The sequence below is a fragment of the Candidatus Nitrospira bockiana genome (assembly GCF_965152565.1).
The window spans coordinates 3,470,484-3,488,666 of sequence record NZ_OZ224215.1; the positions used below are offsets into that span (position 1 = coordinate 3,470,484).

General features: G+C 62.7%; 16 protein-coding genes. 1 reads left to right on the forward strand and 15 read right to left on the reverse strand.

Annotated elements, in window-relative coordinates:
• Positions 1 to 135: 135 nt before the first annotated feature.
• From topA to ACWHYV_RS16975, 9 genes are all read right to left on the reverse strand, one after another.
• Positions 136 to 2,466, reverse strand: coding sequence for a type I DNA topoisomerase (gene topA / locus ACWHYV_RS16935; RefSeq protein ID WP_447977672.1), 2,331 nt, complete (start codon positions 2,464 to 2,466; stop codon positions 136 to 138).
• Between the two features lie 66 nt (positions 2,467 to 2,532).
• A complete protein-coding gene (dprA, locus tag ACWHYV_RS16940; RefSeq protein ID WP_447977673.1) occupies positions 2,533 to 3,660 on the reverse strand; it encodes a DNA-processing protein DprA in 1,128 nt (375 codons plus the stop codon).
• A 60-nt stretch (positions 3,661 to 3,720) separates the two neighbouring features.
• Positions 3,721 to 5,229 (reverse strand): Rne/Rng family ribonuclease, encoded by a 1,509-nt coding sequence (locus ACWHYV_RS16945; RefSeq protein ID WP_447977674.1) that lies wholly within the window; start codon positions 5,227 to 5,229, stop codon positions 3,721 to 3,723.
• Positions 5,230 to 5,363: 134 nt separating this feature from the next.
• A complete protein-coding gene (gene rodA, locus ACWHYV_RS16950) occupies positions 5,364 to 6,485 on the reverse strand; it encodes a rod shape-determining protein RodA (RefSeq protein ID WP_447977675.1) in 1,122 nt (373 codons plus the stop codon).
• Positions 6,482 to 8,356 carry a penicillin-binding protein 2 gene (gene mrdA, locus ACWHYV_RS16955; RefSeq protein ID WP_447977676.1) on the reverse strand — a complete coding sequence of 625 codons (1,875 nt, stop codon included), beginning with the start codon at positions 8,354 to 8,356 and terminating at the stop codon, positions 6,482 to 6,484. The genes rodA and mrdA overlap by 4 nt, the downstream gene beginning before the upstream one ends.
• Before the next feature lie 3 nt (positions 8,357 to 8,359).
• A complete protein-coding gene (gene mreD, locus ACWHYV_RS16960; RefSeq protein ID WP_447977677.1) occupies positions 8,360 to 8,878 on the reverse strand; it encodes a rod shape-determining protein MreD in 519 nt (172 codons plus the stop codon).
• A gap of 1 nt (position 8,879) precedes the next feature.
• Entirely contained in the window at positions 8,880 to 9,728 is an 849-nt protein-coding gene (gene mreC, locus ACWHYV_RS16965) for a rod shape-determining protein MreC (protein ID WP_447977678.1), read from the reverse strand.
• A gap of 28 nt (positions 9,729 to 9,756) precedes the next feature.
• Positions 9,757 to 10,806: a rod shape-determining protein gene (locus ACWHYV_RS16970; protein ID WP_447977679.1), complete on the reverse strand. Its 1,050-nt coding sequence runs from the start codon at positions 10,804 to 10,806 to the stop codon at positions 9,757 to 9,759.
• A 56-nt stretch (positions 10,807 to 10,862) separates the two neighbouring features.
• Positions 10,863 to 11,384 carry an RDD family protein gene (locus ACWHYV_RS16975; protein ID WP_447977680.1) on the reverse strand — a complete coding sequence of 174 codons (522 nt, stop codon included), beginning with the start codon at positions 11,382 to 11,384 and terminating at the stop codon, positions 10,863 to 10,865.
• Positions 11,385 to 11,570: 186 nt separating this feature from the next.
• Here ACWHYV_RS16975 and ACWHYV_RS16980 point away from each other — a divergent pair, with 186 nt between their 5' ends.
• On the forward strand, positions 11,571 to 12,272 hold the full coding sequence (locus ACWHYV_RS16980; protein WP_447977681.1) for a SurA N-terminal domain-containing protein: 702 nt from the start codon (positions 11,571 to 11,573) through the stop codon (positions 12,270 to 12,272).
• Between the two features lie 89 nt (positions 12,273 to 12,361).
• Here ACWHYV_RS16980 and queA read toward each other — a convergent pair whose 3' ends face one another.
• The 6 genes from queA to leuB are packed head-to-tail and all read right to left on the reverse strand — an operon-like array spanning position 12,362 to position 18,163.
• Complete coding sequence (gene queA, locus ACWHYV_RS16985; RefSeq protein WP_447977682.1) at positions 12,362 to 13,381, reverse strand: tRNA preQ1(34) S-adenosylmethionine ribosyltransferase-isomerase QueA; 1,020 nt, start codon at positions 13,379 to 13,381, stop codon at positions 12,362 to 12,364.
• Positions 13,381 to 14,586: a SpoIID/LytB domain-containing protein gene (locus ACWHYV_RS16990; protein ID WP_447977683.1), complete on the reverse strand. Its 1,206-nt coding sequence runs from the start codon at positions 14,584 to 14,586 to the stop codon at positions 13,381 to 13,383. The genes queA and ACWHYV_RS16990 overlap by 1 nt, the downstream gene beginning before the upstream one ends.
• Positions 14,586 to 14,840, reverse strand: coding sequence for a DUF2905 domain-containing protein (locus ACWHYV_RS16995; RefSeq protein WP_447977684.1), 255 nt, complete (start codon positions 14,838 to 14,840; stop codon positions 14,586 to 14,588). Before ACWHYV_RS16995 ends, ACWHYV_RS16990 begins: the two co-directional genes overlap by 1 nt.
• A 2-nt stretch (positions 14,841 to 14,842) precedes the next feature.
• Positions 14,843 to 15,856: an aspartate-semialdehyde dehydrogenase gene (locus ACWHYV_RS17000; RefSeq protein WP_447977685.1), complete on the reverse strand. Its 1,014-nt coding sequence runs from the start codon at positions 15,854 to 15,856 to the stop codon at positions 14,843 to 14,845.
• Between the two features lie 26 nt (positions 15,857 to 15,882).
• Positions 15,883 to 17,079, reverse strand: coding sequence for an NHL domain-containing protein (locus tag ACWHYV_RS17005; RefSeq protein WP_447977686.1), 1,197 nt, complete (start codon positions 17,077 to 17,079; stop codon positions 15,883 to 15,885).
• Between the two features lie 7 nt (positions 17,080 to 17,086).
• Positions 17,087 to 18,163, reverse strand: coding sequence for a 3-isopropylmalate dehydrogenase (leuB, locus tag ACWHYV_RS17010; RefSeq protein ID WP_447977687.1), 1,077 nt, complete (start codon positions 18,161 to 18,163; stop codon positions 17,087 to 17,089).
• Positions 18,164 to 18,183: the final 20 nt, after the last annotated feature.

Here is an 18,183-nt window from a genome sequence, read left to right on the forward strand (position 1 = left end):
GTCCTGAGCTTGGCTATTTCACTGGGATTGCTCGCCGTCAGCGCCGCCGCGTTGTGCGTGTGGAGGCTGCTCTAGCGTGAGGAGCCACCGGGTCCCATGGCCGATCGCCCGATGGGCCCGGCGCAGAGGCTTCTGTCAGGCCGATTCCTTGTACCCGCACTCCTCGTTCCGGCACTGCACGCTCGTTCCGGCCTGCTTGCTGTACTTCTCCACGAGAAACGGCGCTTGGCAGTTGGGGCACGGCTTATTGACCGGACGATCCCACATCGCAAACTCGCACGTCGGGTAATTGGTACAGGCGTAGAAGGTCCGCCCCTTCTTCGTGCGCTTTTGAGTCAGGTCTCCGCCGTCCTGCGGACATTTCACGCCGAGCGGAATGGGTTTCGTCGTCTTGCACTCGGGGTACGCCGAACAAGCCAAGAACTTTCCGAAGCGGCCGGTCTTGATGACCATCGGAGAGCCGCATTTCTCACACTTCTCATCGGTCGTGATTTCCTGCTTCGCGACGATCTTGACCGTCCCGTCCGGCAACCGCTCGAAGTTCTGCGTGTTCTTGCACGGCGGGTCTTCCTTGTAGCCGGGACAGGCGAGGAATTTTCCGTTCCGTCCCCATTTGATTTCCATCATCCGCCCGCACTTTTCGCAGGGGATGTTGGTCGGGGGCTCGACGATGTCCTTGGGGCCGGCAATGTTCTGCGCCTTCTCCATGTCCTTGGTGAACGGTTCGTAGAACTCCCGAACGGCGTTCACCCAGGGCTTCTCACCCTCCTCCACCTCATCGAGCTCCTTCTCCATCTGCGAGGTGAACTCGACGTCCAAAATGTCGGGGAATCCCTTGACGATGAAGTCGTTGACGATGCGACCGGTCTCCGTCGGTACGAACCGGCCGTCGACCTTGTCCACGTACTTGCGCTCTTGAATGGTCGAGATGATCGACGCGTAGGTCGAGGGACGGCCGATGCCTTTTTCTTCGAGCTCCCGAATCAGCAACGCCTCATTGTAGCGAGGGGGCGGCTGCGTGAAGTGTTGCTTGGAGAGCAGACCGGTGACCGTTTGCCCTTCCTGCTCGACCAGACGCAACCGCTCGCCTTCCACGAGCGGAGGAAGCTGCCGGTCGCTCTCGTCCTCGGACTCTTGCGCGGTACCTGCGGACGGCGCCGCCCCGGACTCCAGATCGGTTCCCTCGCGGTAGACGATGGTATGTCCGGGGAACTTCACGACGGTTCCGTTCGCCCGGAACAGGTACATCTCGGACGTCGCAACCGGCCGGCAATCCACCCGGGTCACTTCCAGCACGGCGGGCGTCATCTGAGACGCCACGAAGCGATTCCAGATGAGCTTGTAGAGCTGATAATGATCACGCTCCAAGTACTGCTTGATCGACTCCGGATCACGGTGGACCGACGTGGGCCGAATGGCTTCGTGCGCTTCCTGGGCCGCTTTCTGGGTCTTGTACACATTGGGGGACGCCGGGAGGTAGTCGGTTCCGAATCGCTCGCGGATGAGGCCGCGCACCTCCTCCATGGCCTCGTTCGACACCCGCGTCGAATCGGTACGCATGTAGGTGATCAGGCCGACGGGGCCCTCCGCCCCGACGTCCATTCCCTCGTACAACTGCTGTGCGAGCATCATGGTCTTCTTGGGTGTGAACCGCAGCTTGCGCGCGGCCTCCTGCTGCAGCCGGCTCGTGATGAACGGAGCGACCGGATTGCGTTTTTTCTCTTTGCGCTCGATCGACTGGACGACGAACTCCTGCCCCTGGACCGCCGCGACGATCCGCTCGGCCTCCTGCGCATTGCCAATGACGGCGTCCTGTCCATTGATGCTGTGGAGCTTGGCGGCAAACGGCGGCGGATGCGTGCCGGCCAACGTGGCGGTAATCGACCAGTACTCCTGGGGACGGAAGGCCTCGCGTTCACGCTCGCGATCACAGATCAGCTTGACCGCGACGGACTGGACGCGCCCCATGCTCAAGCCGCGCCGGACCTTCTTCCAGAGGAGTTGGCTCCCCTGATAGCCGACGATGCGGTCGAGCACGCGGCGGGCCTGCTGCGCATTGACCAGCCGCATGTCGATCTGCCCGGGCGACTGCAGGGCACGCTTGATCGCGGCCTCGGTGATCTCGTTGAAGCGGACGCGATAGATCCGGCCGTCCTTCTTCGACTTGCCGCGGATCTCCTCGGCGATGTGCCAGGCGATCGCCTCCCCTTCGCGGTCCGGGTCGGGGGCGAGGTAGACCTTTTCGGCTTCCTTGGCCTTCTTCTTGATGTCCGACAGGACCTGGGACTTTCCTTTGATCGTGACGTACTGCGGCGTGAAGTCGTTCTCCAGATCCACGCCGAGCTTGCTGGTCGGCAGGTCCTTGACATGGCCGACCGACGCCATCACGGTGTACCCTCGTCCCAGATACTTGGTGATCGTTCGCGCCTTGGCCGGCGACTCGACGATGATGAGCGATTTCCCCATTCTCACTCCCTGATGGCTGTCTCACAAAGCGGCCACATCCTCTTCCGCCCGTGATTGTACCGTACATTATAGCCGAACATAACATTGCCCCGGTAATTGGCGCAGTAGGCCCTTTAATTCCAGAGAAAGCAATAGGCCGGAGACTTCGGCCGGGGTCAGCCCGGACCGCTCGATCAGGGCATCGATGTGCGCCGCCTCCCACGAGAGGAACCGATAGAGCATCACTTCCTTGCCTTCGGGTTCCGGTCGCTGCACCTTGGCCGATTCAGTCCGTGCTTCCACTCGTGCGCCGATCGCGGCGTCGAGCTGCGGGAGGAGCTCCTGCAGCACGTCTTCCACCCGCTCGACGAGCGCCGCGCCCTGTTTGAGCAGCGCGTGCGGACCCCGGCTGGTCTCCGCTTTGACGAACCCCGGAACGGCGAAGACCTCCCTCCCCTGATCGGCCGCCAGCCGAGCGGTAATGAGGCTTCCGCTCTGCAATGTCGCCTCCACCACGATGACCCCGAGGCACAGGCCGCTGATCACGCGATTTCGTCTGGGAAAATGGTAGCTGTGCGGCGGTGCCCCCAGCGGCAACTCCGACAGGACGGCGCCGGCCGATTCGATCTCCCGCCGCAGCGCGCGATGCTCGGACGGATACGTCTTGTCGACCCCGCATCCTAACACGGCGATCGTCCGCCCCTTCGCCTCGAGCGCGCCGCGGTGAGCCGCGGCATCGATGCCCCGCGCCAACCCGCTCACGATCGTGAAGCCGAGCGACGCCAACTCACGGCTCAGCTCGAGCGTGAACGCGCGGCCGCCCGGCGTCGCCTTACGCGATCCGACGACCGCAACGGCATGTCGGTCTTCGGGCCGGAAACCGCCGCTCATGTACAGGATGGGCGGGGGGTCCGGGATCGACTTCAATCGGGCCGGGTACTCAGGGCTCGAATAGACGATCCACGAGAACGGCGACGACTCCAGCGACGCGAGCTCTTCATCGATCGCGCGGCACGTTGCGGCATCCGGCCCGCTTCGAATCGCGCGCGCGAGCGACGGCCCCACCCGGTCGACGGCCGCCAGTTGGTCCGGGGCCGCGCTGAAGACGGCCTCCGGGGAACCGAAGGCGTCAATCAAACGGCAATAGCTGGCGTCGCCCAGCCCGGGCACCGCCCGCAGCAGCAACCAGGATCGGAGGGGTGAGCGATGGGCCATGAGCGATGGAGAGGTCAGCGACGGGGTGGAACCCGGCGGTGGGCCGTGAGGCCGCCCGGCTCAAAGCAGGACCAGATCATACTGCTCGAGATGCAAGGTTGGATCGGCTTTGACGACGATCTTCGTCTTGGATTCCCGCTCCAGATCCTGGACCCCCTCGTACTCGTCATCGAGCAGGAGCGACGCGACGCCGGGATGCGCGCCGACGACGACGGTGCGGTCGGCGGCTTCACTGCCGAGGCGGCGGATATCCCGAAAGACCTCGTAGGCGACCGTCACCGCCGATTTCGTGTAGCCGCGGCCTTCGCAGTAGTGGCACGGTTCGGACAGCGTTCGCAGCAGATCTTCGCGGACCCGTTCCCGCGACAACTCAATGAGCCCCAAATCGGAGATCCGTGAAATCCTGATCTTGGCCTTGTCGCTCGACATGGCCTCGACGAACGCCTGGTAGACCTTTTCCCGATTCTTCTCACGCTCCATGTCAATGAAGTCGATGATGATGATCCCGCCGATCCCCCGGAGCTTGATTTGATAGGCGATCTCGCGGGCGGCCTCCAGGTTGTTCTTGAGGATCGTCTCCTCCTGATCGCGCTTGCCGACGAAACGGCCGGTGTTCACGTCGATCACCGTCATCGCCTCCGTGTGGTCGATGACGATGTGCCCCCCCGACTTGAGCCAGACCTTGCGGTTCAAAGCCCGTGAGATCTCCATCTCGATCCCGAGGTGGTCGAACAGGCTTTCATCCTTGTCATAAAAATGGATGCGCGAGGTCTGGTCCGGCATGAACCTCCGCACGAAGTCCTTCATGGCTTCATATTCTTCGCGGGAATCGACCCACAGCTTCTCCACCTTGCTCGTGAACAAATCGCGGATCACACGAAAGGCCAGGCTCAAATCGGTGTGAAGCAGGCTCGGGGCCGGCAAATGCTCTCGCTTTTTCAGGATTTCCTGCCAGAGAACGTTGAGGAATTCGACGTCCGATTGCAGGTCCTCTTCCTTCACGCCTTCGCTGACCGTCCGGACGATGTACCCGTGCCCTGGTTGCCGCAATCGCTTCATGATCTCCTTGAGGCGCGCCCGTTCTTCGTCCTTCGGAATACGCCGGGAGACGCCGATGTGTTCGACGTTCGGCATGAACACGAGGTACCGACCCGGCAAGGAGACATAGGTCGTCACCCGAGGCCCTTTGGTCCCGATGGGCCCCTTGGAAATCTGCACCATCAGTTCCTGACCTTCCTTCAGCAGCTCCTCGATCGGCTTGCTGGTCTGGCGCCGAGGACGCGGCATCTCCGGCCCCTTGTCGTCATCCTCGGTTTCCAGCAGCGTATCCCCGGGCTCCGTATCGATCGCCAGATCGGAAACGTGCATGAAGGCCGCCTTCTCCAAGCCGATGTCGATGAAGGTCGCCTGCATTCCCGGCAAGACCTTGACTACTTTTCCCTTGTAGATGTTCCCGACGAAATCCTTGTGCTTCGCGCGGTCTACGTAGAGCTCGGTAACCTGATTGTTGTCGAGCACCGCCACCCGCGTCTCTTCGCGGGTGACGTTGATGGCAATATCTCTTCCCATGCCTGTCCTCCGCAATCCACGGACGCGAGGCGGCTCCCCTCACTCGACATCGGCCTCGGCCGGGGTCCCGCCTCGCTGTCCGACAGATTGCTCATAAGATGATCCTAGAGTCAATGCGGAACGATGTCGCGCCGTTAATAAAACAGCGTCAGCCGGCGCCGCTTGACGTTCAGCAGCAGCCCGAGGGCGGCCAGCGTCATCACCGTCGCGCTTCCCCCATAACTCATGAGCGGCAGCGGAATACCGACGATCGGAACGATGCCCGCGGTCATCCCGATGTTCACGACCGCGCAAAACCCGATCATCGCCGTCACCCCGGCCGCCAACAAAGCGCCCAACACATCCTTCGCCTTCAACGCGATCTCCAACGAGAGCACGATCAGGCTGATGAAGAGCGCCAACAACACGACCACCCCCAAGAATCCCCATTCCTCCGCATAGACCGCGAACACGAAGTCGGTATGCCCTTCCGGGAGGAATTTCAGTTGGCTCTGCGTCCCCCCATACAAACCTTTCCCCAGCAATTCGCCGGCCCCGATCGCAATCCGGGACTGCAGGGCATGATAGCCTTTCCCCCCGGTGTCGTAATCGGGGTTCACGAAGGTCATGATCCGTTCACGCTGGTAGTCATGCAACGATCCCCACACCATCTCCCAGGCAAACGGGAACAGCATCAGCGAGAACAAGAACAGGATCCCGACCGCCTTCGAGCGGATGCCGACGACGAGGAGCATCGCCGCGTATACGGCAAGAAAGCTCAGGCCGCTGCCCAAGTCCGGCTGTTTGATGATCAGCAACAGCCCCGGCATCATCATCAGCCCGGGCAGGACGACGCGCTGGAGCCACCCCTCACGGTTGGTTTTGGCGTAATAGCTGGCCAAGACGAGGATGAGGACGAGCTTAGCGAACTCCGAGGGCTGAAACGCAAAGGGGCCGATCGGGATCCACCGCTGCGCGCCGCGGCTGGACTTGCCCATGACGAGCACCACGGCCAGGAGCACCAGCACGAGGCCATAGAGCGGATAGGCGAAACGGGCGATCGTGTGGTAATCGATCGCCAGCATGGCGACGAACGCCGCCGAGCCGATCAGAATCCAAACGAGCTGTTTCACGTACAGCGGCAGCCCGGGCCCCGCCTGATTGTAGGTGGCGCTGTAGATCGAGAGGACGCCGAGCGACAGGATGCCGACGATGACGGCCAAGAACCGCCACTCGAAGTGGTCGGGCTTCCGGCTGTCGATCATGCGATCGATCATAAGGCCCCTCGCTCCGGCAGCTCCCCCCCGATCGACGAGGGCGCAAGGGTGCCGGCGGCGGCCTGATCGAGCGGGCGGAGCTTGACGAATTCCTCGATCAATTGCTTCGCGAGTGGAGCGGCGGCAGACCCACCGTGCCCCATGTGCTCCACCAGGACCGCGACCGCGATACGGGGCGACTCGGCGGGGGCATAGGACACGAACCAAGCGTGGTCGCGATACTTCTTGGGAATCTCCTCCTCTGGACCGGTCCGTAACGCCGCCGTCTGGGCCGTGCCGGTCTTTCCCGCAATCGCCACCAGCGGTGATTTGGCTCTCGTGGCGGTTCCATGGGTGACGACGCCCGCCAGCCCGTCCTGAATGACCTGAAGCGTCCGGCGGTCAACCGCGAGCCGGCCGTCGAGCTGCGGCGCGACCTCTTCCAACGCTCCGGTCGCCCGCCGCATGAGCCCGCGAACGAGCCGCGGCCGGTACGCGGACCCATCATTGGCCACGGTGCCGATCAGGTGGGCCATTTGAAGCGGCGTGACGGTCACATAGCCCTGCCCGATCGCGGCCGAAATGGTTTCGCCGGGATACCACTGCTCATGCCGCACCCGTTCCTTCCAGGCCGTCGAGGGGACGATCCCGGTTCGCTCCGAGGGCAGCTCGATTCCGGTTTCCTTACCCAGACCGAACTGGTCGGCGTATCTGGCGATGGTATCGATCCCGAGGCGCTGCCCGACCGTATAGAAATACACGTCACAGGAATGGACCAGCGCATCGGTGATGTCCATCAGACCGTGTCCCCCCGCTTTCCAATCCCGAAAGACCCGCTTCCCGAACTGATAGCCTCCGACGCAGCGGATCTTCGTCGACGGCTGCACGGTGTCGGTTTCCAGGGCTGCGGCCGCCATGACGATCTTGAAGGTGGAGCCGGGAGGATATTGACCTTGTGTGGCACGGTTCGTCAACGGATGGCGCTCGTCCTGAACGATCGCCTCCCATTGTTTCCCGGTCAACTCCCTGGACAGGACGTTCGGATCGAACCCCGGCCGGCTGGCCATGGCGAGCACCTCTCCCGTCGTCGGGTCCAGCGCCACGATCGCGCCGGCCTCCTCCCCCAAGAGGTCTTCGGCCAGCTTCTGCAAACGCACGTCGATCGTCATGTACAAATCGTCTCCGGCCTCCGGTTTCTGCACCATCACGACCCGCTTTTCGTGGCCCATCGCATCGACCTCGACCACCTTCTGCCCGGGACGGCCGCGCAAGAACCGATCAAAGCTCTTCTCGATCCCGTACTGCCCGACGATGCTCCCTTGGTGGAGGTCCGGCGAATTTTCCCGTTCGAGCTGCTCGGCCGAGACCTCGCCGACGTATCCGGTGACGTGACCGGCGATGAGGCCGGCCGGATAATTCCGCTGGAGCTCGGCCTGAATCATGACCCCCGGAAGGTCGAGCCGGTGGGATTCGATCAGGGCGGCTTCCCGCAGCGTCAAGCCGTCCTTGATCTTTCTCGGTAAGAGCTTGCCGCCCCGTACGGACAGCTTCCTGCGAATCATGTCCTCCTCGAGCCCGAGGAGCTTGGTCAGCCCTTCGATGACCTGCTCGCGATCTTTGACGTCCTCGAGCGAGACGTACAAGGTGAAGCTCGGGACGTTGTTGGCCAGCAGCTCGCCGTGCCGGTCGTAGATCAATCCGCGGGCAGGCTCGATCAAGACCGAACGCGTCCGGTTGTTGTCGGAGAGGTTGCGATAGTAGGCGCCTTCGTAAATCTGGAGATGCCACAGCCGTCCGCCCAGGAGCAACAAGAAGAGCAGAATCAGCAGGCGAAGAATCGACAGGCGGCGGTGCACCTCACGGAGTTCGCTGTACGGCTCGAATTCCCGCATGAATCACGATCGCCCGAACAGATGGATTTCCTCGCCGAACACATCGTCGCGCGCCCTCCGGGCAGGGAGCACGAAATAGATCAGAGCGCCCAGGACCGCATTGAGAAACGCCTCTGGAAGGATGATCGATTGCACCGCGTCCAGCCACAGCGAGGGGCTGTCCCCGATGCGCGCGACCAGCCCAAAGACGACCCCCGACAGGATGGAAAGGATCCCCATCAGCACGAAGACCGTGATTACGGTCGCGTTCGCGAGATGCCGGCCCAGCAGACCGGCAAGAAGCCCCAACGCGCCCTTGGTCATCACATTGAGCCACAGGGGAGTCGCCGAAAAAAGGTCTTGAATGAAGCCGAGCCCAAGGCCGGCGAGCGCTCCCTTGGACTCCCCCTTCAGAAAACCGATCAAGAATACCGCGATGAAACATAGGTCGGGACGGACCCCGAGCAGAGTGGCGTGAGGCAACACCGTGGCTTGCAGCGGGACGAGCCCCAGAAGGACGGCTGCATACAGACCCCGCTTCACCTCATCTCTCCTTCGCACCGCCGGAGTCGACCACGTCCCGCGGCACCGTGATGACGAGGACTTCTTCGAGCTTGGTCATATCCACTTCCGGGAGAATCTGGGCCGATTGGAACACTTCCCCCTCTTCTTTCTGCATCGATTGGATCGTCCCGATGGCGATGCCGCGTGGAAATCCACCGGTCAGACCGGAGGTGACGACGAGGTCGCCGACCCGGACGTTGGCCAGGAGCGGCAGATACTTGATGCGGGCGCGTCCGTCGAGCGTCCCTTCCACGATTCCTTCGTCGCGGGTACGCTGCACAATTCCCGTGATGGCGTTGTTCGGGTCGGTGACGAGCAGCACGACGGAGGTGGACGGCCCCGCCTTCACGACACGCCCCACCGCGCCCGCCGGCGTCATCACCCCCATCTCCGGTGCGATGCCGTCCCGCTCTCCCTTGTTCAAAATGACCCCGCGATACCAGTTGCTGGGGTCGCGCCCGATGATCTGCGCCGCAACGGTCTGCGGGGCGAACCGCTCCTTGAATTGCAACAGGCCGGCCAAGCGCTGCCCGGCGATGGCCCACTCACGAAGCTCGCCCTGCTGAAGTCGGAGTTGCTCGAGCTCGCGCCGCAACTGGCGATTTTCCTCGCGGACCTGCCGCAACGCCACATACTCTTGCCAGACGTCGGCGAGGCTGCGTTGGAAAGACGCGAGGCCTTCCAACGGGAAGGACACCAGGAAGGACGCCGGACGACCGACGCTTTGCAGAACGTCACGGGTGTGTTTCGGCAGCAGGAAGATGACCGACAGCAGCAACGCCAGCAGCAGGAGGATCAGCCGCGTGGCGCTCGAGAGCGAGCGAAGCATGATAGGTCAACCTGGGGGTGGGACAACCTTACCGGGAGGTGCCGCATTGGGACATCACAGAGACCTTTCGGAGGAGGTCGAGTTCGTCGAGGATTTTCCCGACCCCCAGGACGACGGAGGTCAGGGGATCGTCGACCGTAATGATCGGCAAGTTCGTTTCCTCTCGGAACCGCGTGTCCATTCCCTTGAGCAGCGAACCGCCGCCGGTCAGGACGATGCCGCGATCGATGATGTCCCCGGCGAGCTCCGGAGGGGTATTTTCGAGCGCCACCTTGATCGCGTTCACGATCGTCCCGATCGGCTCCTGCAGCGCTTCTCGGATCTCGGCGTCGTCGATCACCAGCGTCCGGGGAATGCCCGAGATCAAATCACGCCCCTTGATCATCATGGTCTTCTTCTCTTCGAAGGGATAGGCCGATCCGATTTCGACCTTGATCCGCTCGGCCATGTGCTCGCCGATGAGGAGATTGTACTTCTTTTTCACGTAATTCATGATGGCGTCGTCCATGCGATCGCCGGCCACTTTCACCGATTCGCTGTAGACGATCCCGCCGAGCGAGATCACCGCGATGTCGGTCGTCCCGCCCCCCACGTCCACCACCATGTTTCCAGACGGCTCGGTGATCGGGAGCCCGGCTCCAATGGCTGCGGCCACCGGCTCCTCGATCAGATACACCTCACGCGCGCCTGCCAGCTCCGCCGAGTCCCGGACCGCCCGTTGCTCGACCTGAGTGATCCGACTTGGGACGCCGATGATGATCCGCGGCCTCACGAACGTGCTCCGGTTGTGGGCCTTGTTGATGAAATACTTGAGCATCTTCTCGGCCATTTCAAAGTCGGCAATGACGCCTTCTTTCATCGGCCGGACCGCGGTAATGTTCCCGGGCGTCCGCCCCAGCATCTTTTTCGCCTCGGCGCCGACGGCCAGGACCTTCTCGGTCTTTTTCTCGACGGCGACCACCGACGGCTCATTGAGCACGATGCCCTTGCCGTGAACGTAGACCAGTGTGGTGGCCGTGCCCAGATCGATGGCGAGATCGTTTGAAAACCAGCCTAAGACGTCACCGGCAAATCCCACTCTATCCCCCTTCCTGACGCGTCATCCATGGTCCAGGCCGGAGTTCCGGCCTTCGATCAATCGTGATAGTCCAGCTGGCCGCTGTTGAGGACCTGCGTGTGAGCCAGCTCATCCCCGATGCGCAGTCCTTGCTCATTGCCGATGATCAACAGTCCTTCCAACGCGACGATCGCGATCGCCGCCAACCAGCCGATGTAAGGCACGGAGAAGAGGAGGTACGCAAGGGCGAGAGGCAAATTCCGAATAATGGAGTCCTTGAAACTCGCAGCGTCTTGGCTCCGGAGGTTGATGGTTTGGAGCCCCGTGAGGCGCTTGCCGATGCTCCGTCCACCTATAAAGCCGTCCGCGATCAGTACGTATGTCAACCCGGCCAACCAGCCGACAGGGGGAAGGAGCTTCCCGGCTGCAACCACCAAAATGCCGTCGACGAACTTCGCGATAAACCTATTTAAAAGTTCCGCCTTGGGGTAAATTCCGCGTGTGAAACGGCGTGTGTCCGACCCCTCCTCTCCCAACATCACCACCCATAATTGGTGATCGAGTATAACAAAAATAACTTGAGGGTCAACAAGTTTCAAGCACGCGAGCTCATTGTACCCCAATCATCCCGCACCTGTCCTGCCGCCTTCGAAGTCTCGATGCCCCTTCGGCGGACTCCGCCATCCCCTGGCTTCAGGTCGGACAGCCGTCCGGGAACCTACCCTTGCCTTTGGCCTTCCGGGCCGGTAGAATTTTTCCCCGGTTGACGAAACTCTGGAGACACCATGATCAAACTCATGCGCGAAGCGGCACACCGCTATCCCTGGATCCTCCAGTCCTTGATGGCCATCCTGGCGATCGCGTTCATCGTCGGCATGGGCTGGTGGGGGTTCGGCAATACCGAACCGAATGCGATTGCATCAGTCGGCGACCAGAACATCAGCCGCGATGAATATCGACGGGCGTATGAGAATACCTACCGCTTCTACAAGGACAACGTTCAGGGCGACTTCAAAGAAGAGATGCTCAAGCAGTATGTCCTCGACGGCTTGATCGAAAGCCGGCTCTGGACGATCGCGGCCGAGGAAATGGGCGTCACGGTGACGCCCGAAGAGCTCCGAGACGACATTCTCAAGCGGCAGGATTTTCAGCGGAACGGCAAATTCGACCCGGACCTCTACACGCGCTTGCTGGCTGCCAATCGTCTGACCCCGGCCATGTATGAGTCACTGCACGCCACGGATCTCATGCGCGAAAAGGCACGGAGGATCGTCCGCGAGGCCGTCGCGCTGACGCCGAGCGAGATCGCCGAAGCTCAGAGCTTAATGGCCAGGCAGTCACAGATCGAGGGCGGGAACCAGTCGCCGCAGACCAACGAACGACTTCTCCAAGACTTCCTCTTCCAGAAGCAACAACGCGCCTTGATGGCCTACACGCAAGCGTTGAAAGCCAGGGTCCCGATCCAAATCCACAAGGAGCTGCTTTGAAAGCAGCCTCAGCGGTCAGCCGTCAGCTTTCGGTTCGGGAAGGGTGGTATGACTGAGCTGATAGCCGACGGCTTCCTCCGATCGCTTCTTTACAGGATCAACATCGCATCCCCATAGCTGTAAAACCGGTAGCGCCGGGCGACCGCTTCCCGATAGGCGCTCCGGACGCGGTCGAGCCCCGCAAACGCCGAGACCAACATCACCAGCGTGGTCCTCGGCAAGTGGAAGTTGGTGATCAGGGCGTCGACAACCCGGAACCGGTAGCCGGGAATGATGAACAGTGACGTCTCCCCGGTGTAGGGCCTGATCGTCCCTCCGTCGTCCGCGATGGCTTCGAGCGTACGGACGACCGTGGTTCCGACAGCGACGATCCGGCCGCCGGCCGATCTCGTCCGCGTGATCGCGGCCGCCGCTTCCATCGACACGTGCACGGCCTCCGGCAACATGGGATGGTCCTCGACGTTCGTCACGCGGACCGGCCGGAACGTGGCCGGACCGACATGGAGCGTGATGCTCACCGTGTGAATTCCTGCGTCCCGCAACCGCCCGACGAGCTCCGGCGTAAAGTGGAGGCCGGCCGTCGGCGCGGCGATGGACCCCTCTTCCCTGGCAAACATGGTTTGATACCACTCGGTATCCGCCTTCTCCGGTGCACGCTTGATATATGGAGGGAGCGGCATGCGGCCAAGGCGCGCGAGCAGCTCCGGGAGAGGCACCGCCGATCGAAGCCTGATGATCGTGCCGGCGGCACCCGACTCCACCACCTCACACGACGCATCGGCTGACAGATCGATGACCTGTCCGGCCTTCCCTCCTCCTTTCATCAGGACCTGCCAGCACTCCCCGCCCAAGGCCTTGACCAATACCAGCTCCACCCTTCCACCGCCGGGTCGCTTCCGCCCCGTGAGCCGGGCCGGCACGACCCTGGAGTCGTTGACGACGAGCAGATCACCCGGCGACAGGAGCCCAGGCAGATCGCTCATGGAATGATGCGAGCAGGCGCCGGTGGCGCGCGAGAGGTGCAGCAGGCGCGCACGGTCGCGCGGCTCGACGGGCCGGTCGGCGACCAATGCCGGGTCGAACGGCAGATCGAATTCGGACAGGAGCATTACCGAGAAGGGGGACGTGCGGCCACGGTCGCAGCGGGTCGAAGGTCCGTTCCTGGAAAATAATATCGCAGAATGGTCTCGAAGCCGTAGCCTTGCTCGGCCAGCTCTTTGGCGCCCCATTGGCAGAGCCCGACCCCGTGGCCCGAGCCGCGGCCGGATAGGACGAGATGCCTCCCCAGCGCTTCAACCTCGAACTGCGTGCTGGGAACCAGGCTATAGCCGACGGCCTTGCGGAAATCTTGCCCGCGAAGGATCAACTCGCCTTGCGAATGGAGGATACGAATCTTGTCGACCCGGCCGGCCGGACTGTAGAGATACGGGGTCAGGCTCACGATCGTTCCGATCGGGATGCCTTGCTTCCGAAACGACCGCTCCAACTCATGGACCGGCAGCTCGACGCGCCATTGATAATACGGTGAGTTCATGTCGAACGGGCAATCCACTCCCTTCAGGTACGGCAGATCCTTGGACCAGACATAGAAGGCGTCTTCAGTCGGGCCCGCCGCGGTGGAAGAGAAGGCGGCCAGGATCGGGGCATTGTCATGGGTCAGGATCAAGCCCCGCGTGGCTTCCACCGCCTGCTGTACCCGTTCATCCACCCCCTGACGGCCACGGTAGACTTGATCCTGCGTTCCGGCCACGAGGTCATATTCGCGCCCGCCGTTCATCATCCGCTGGTAGAGCGCATACGTGCGGGCGGCGACGGCCTGCACTTTGAGGGCTTCGGGGTGCCAGGCGGCATTCATTTCCGCCGGTACCACACCCTTGACGTACTCTTCCACATCCAGCTCATTGACCACCAGAAGCCCGGCCGGGCGCCGGATCAGGATGAGCACACCGGGAACCGCCATGGAGGGACCCGGCGGCTCGCTCGCAGCCGCGGACGATCGGCCCTTTGCGCCCGAGCCGGTACGTGGGCCTACGCCGATCCTCACCGTCACATCGCCACGATAGCCCCGGAACGCCAGCGTCTGCGACCGCATCCGTATCCCGTTCACGACTGTTCCGGTCGGACCGGTGGAAATGGTCGCTGCCCCCTTGATGAACCGCTCGTCCCCGTTGGCGAAGCGCACGATGAGGCCGCGGTCGGCCTGAAGGCCCAGGCGAGAGACCCCCTCCGCGAGCAGGACACGGATGGAGTCCTGGGCCCACACCGATGGGGTCCAAAACAGACAGAGCGTCACGGCAACGACCAGACGGCTCACTAGCGCCTCAGGAAGGCGGAGAGGACGTACAGCACGATGCTCAGCACGACGCTGATCACCAGACTCGTCGCCAACGGGAAATAAAATGTGAAGTTGTCTCGTTTGATGGAGACATCGCCTGGCAGCCTGCCGAGCCAATCCAGCCCGCCGGGGAGCGTCGGAGATTTGCTGAGAAGCGTGAAGAGGGCGCCCAACAGGATCAGGACGATCCCGAGGAGGGTGAGGGCTTTCCCCAGGTGGCCCCATTCAGGCACGGTCACCTCGTCAGCAATTCGGCGATTTGCACGGCGTTGGTCGCCGCTCCCTTTCTTAGATTATCCGCGACCACCCATAGGTTCAAGCCGTTGAGGATCGACTCGTCCTCACGGATGCGACCGACGTAGACCTCGTCTTTTCCGGCGACGTCGAGCGGCATCGGATAGATGCGATGCGCGGGATCGTCATAGACCAGGACGCCCGGTGCCGTCGATAGGAGGGCCCGCGCCTCATTCGCAGTCAACTTGCGCTCCGTCTCGACGTTGATCGATTCGGAGTGCCCGATGTAGACCGGCACGCGGACGGTGGTCGCCGTCACTTGGATCGACGGGTCCCCCATGATCTTTCTCGTCTCGTTGACCATCTTCATCTCTTCCTTCGTATAGCCGGTCGGAAGAAAGTCGTCGATTTGGGGAAGACAGTTGAAGGCAATTTGGTAGGGGTATACCTTGGGCTCGGGGGCGCGAAAGCTCAGGAGGTCCCGGCACTCCTCCATCAGCTCGTCCATCGCCTCCTTCCCGGTGCCCGAGACCGATTGAAAGGTCGTCACGACGACCCGTTTCACGCGTACGGCATCGTGCAGGGGCTTGAGCGCAACGACCATCTGGATGGTCGAGCAATTCGGATTGGCGATGATATTCTGATGCCGGCCGACGTCGTACGGGTTGACCTCCGGCACGACCAACGGCACCGCCTTGTCCATCCGCCAGGCCGAGCTGTTGTCGATCACGACGGTTCCGGCCTTCGCCGCGATCGGCGCATACTCTCGACTCACCTCCGCGCCGGCGGAGAACAGGGCGATATCGACGTTCGCGAACGACTCGTTCGTGAGCTCACGGACGACCACGTCGGTCCCGTGGAAACGAACCGTCCCGCCGGCGCTCCGCATGGACGCAAGTGGCAGCAGGCTCTCGACGGGAAACTTCCGCTCTTCCAACACCTCGATCATTTCGGCGCCCACGGCTCCCGTGGCCCCGACGACCGCCACTCGATACGCTGACTTCTTCCTGAACATGTCTGCTCCGGTGCCGTCCTCGGCCGCTACGCGGAGCCGATGGCACGAATGCGGTGATTGAACGTGTCGGCGATGAAGATACGCCCCGACGGGTCGACTGCGATGCCGAAAGGATAGTTCAAGCTGGCGGCGAGAGGCAAGGCGCCGTCCCCGGCATAGCCGGCCTGTCCGGCGCCCGCGACCCGGGTGATGATCTTCTTCTGGCGATGCCAGCGGCGGATCAGGTGGTTGTCCGAATCGGTGATCAAGAGATGCCCGTCGCGATCGAACGCAATCCCGTACGGCCGGGAGAGACTCGTGGAGAACTCGGTCGGCGCGCCTTGGAAATGGTAGGTGGTCCCGTCTCCCGCCACCGTACTGATGATCCCGGTCTGCAGATCGACGCGCCGGATCCGCCCGTTGAACGTGTCCGCGATATACAGCGCCCGGTCCGGACCGACGGCAAGCCCGCTTGGCCCGGACAGCGCCGATTCGGCGGCCGGCACCCCGTCGCCGGAATAGGCCGCCTCCCCGGTCCCGGCGAGCGTCGTGATGATCCCCGTCACGAGGTCGACGCACCGCACCCGATGATTGCTCTGATCCGCGATGAACAGACGGGGTCCGTCGCAAACGAGCGCGGTTGGGTCATGGAGCGCCGCCGCAACGGCCGGCCCGCCGTCTCCGCCGAAGCGATGCTGTCCAGTCCCCGCGATGGTGGTGATGATGCCCGTTTGGACGTCCACCTTTCGAACCCGATGGTTCATCATGTCGGCAATATACAGGGCGCCCGATTCGTCCACGGCGAGGCCGGAAGGAAAATTGAGCAGCGCCTTGGTGGCCGGCCCGCCGTCTCCGGCAAACCGGACTACCCGCGTCGGTGCTCCCACCATGAACCGAACGGTTCCGCTGAGATCCTTGACTTGCGTGTACGGCCGCATCAGCTCGGCGGGCCCACCGAGCGGATCGTCATCCAGGTCGTCGCTGTCGACACGGTCGTGGCCGGCCGTCTCGTCAGCCTGAGCGGTACTGAAGCCCGCGACGGTCGTGATGATTCCGCTCCCCATGTCCACTTGTCTTACGACGTGATTCTCCGAGTCGGCGATGTAGAGGTACCCGCGGGGATCGACGATCACACTCTTGGGCTCGTTCAGGCCCGCCAGAGCGGCCGGTCCCCCGTCGCCGGCATAGCGGGGTTCGCCGTTTCCCGCGACCGTCACGATGAAACCTGGTTGCAGCGACACCATCTCGGCGCTATCCCTCGGTCACGTTCTTGAGGATCGCCTCGCCCATCTCGACCGTCCCGACCACCTGACAGCCCGGACTTTGGATGTCCCGCGTCCGATACCCTTGCTCAAGCGTGCGCACGATCGCCGACTCGACCGCTTGCGCCTCCTTCTCGAGATGAAATCCATACGCAAGCATCATCGCCGCCGATGCGATCGTCGCGATCGGGTTGGCGACGTTCTTCCCGGCGATGTCGGGTGCGCTGCCATGGATCGGTTCGTAGAGCCCAACCCGGGCGCCCAGGCTCGCGGAGGGCAGCATCCCGATCGAGCCCGTCAACATCGCCGCCTCGTCGCTCAGGATGTCCCCGAACATGTTCGTGGTGACGATCACGTCGAACTGCTTGGGGTGACGGATCAATTGCATGGCGCAGTTGTCGACGTACATGTGGCTCAACTCCACATCCGGGTAGTCCTTGTGGACTTCGGTCACGACACGGCGCCAGAGTTCCGACGACTCGAGCACGTTCGCCTTGTCCACCGAGGTGACACGCCGACGACGCTTCCGAGCCGTTTCGAACGCGACCTTGGCGATGCGGCGAATCTCCTCGGTCGTATAGACCTCGGTATTGATCCCCCGTTCGCCGCTCGGGGTCTTTTCGATGCCTTTCGGCTTCCCGAAATAAATCCCGCCGATCAGCTCCCGCACGACGAGCAGATCGATACCGTCGATCACCTCTCGTTTCAGCGTCGACGCGTCAGCGAGCATGGGGTAGAGCTTCGCAGGCCGCAGATTCGCGTAGAGGCCGAGCTCCTCTCGAAGTCCGAGCAGCGCGCGCTCGGGTCTCAAGCTGTAATCCAACCCTTCCCATTTTGGCCCGCCCACGGCGCCGAGGAGGACGGCGTCGCTCTCCTTGGCCAGCGCGAGCGTGGCTTGCGGCAACGGCACGCCGACCTTGTCGATCGCATGTCCGCCGACATCGCCGCTCGCAAACTCGAAGGTATGGCCAAACCGCTGCGCCACCGCCTTCAATACTTTTACCGCCTCGGGCACGATCTCCCGCCCGACACCATCACCCGCCAGCACCGCGATTTTGGCTTTCAACGCTCGTCTCCTTGTGACGC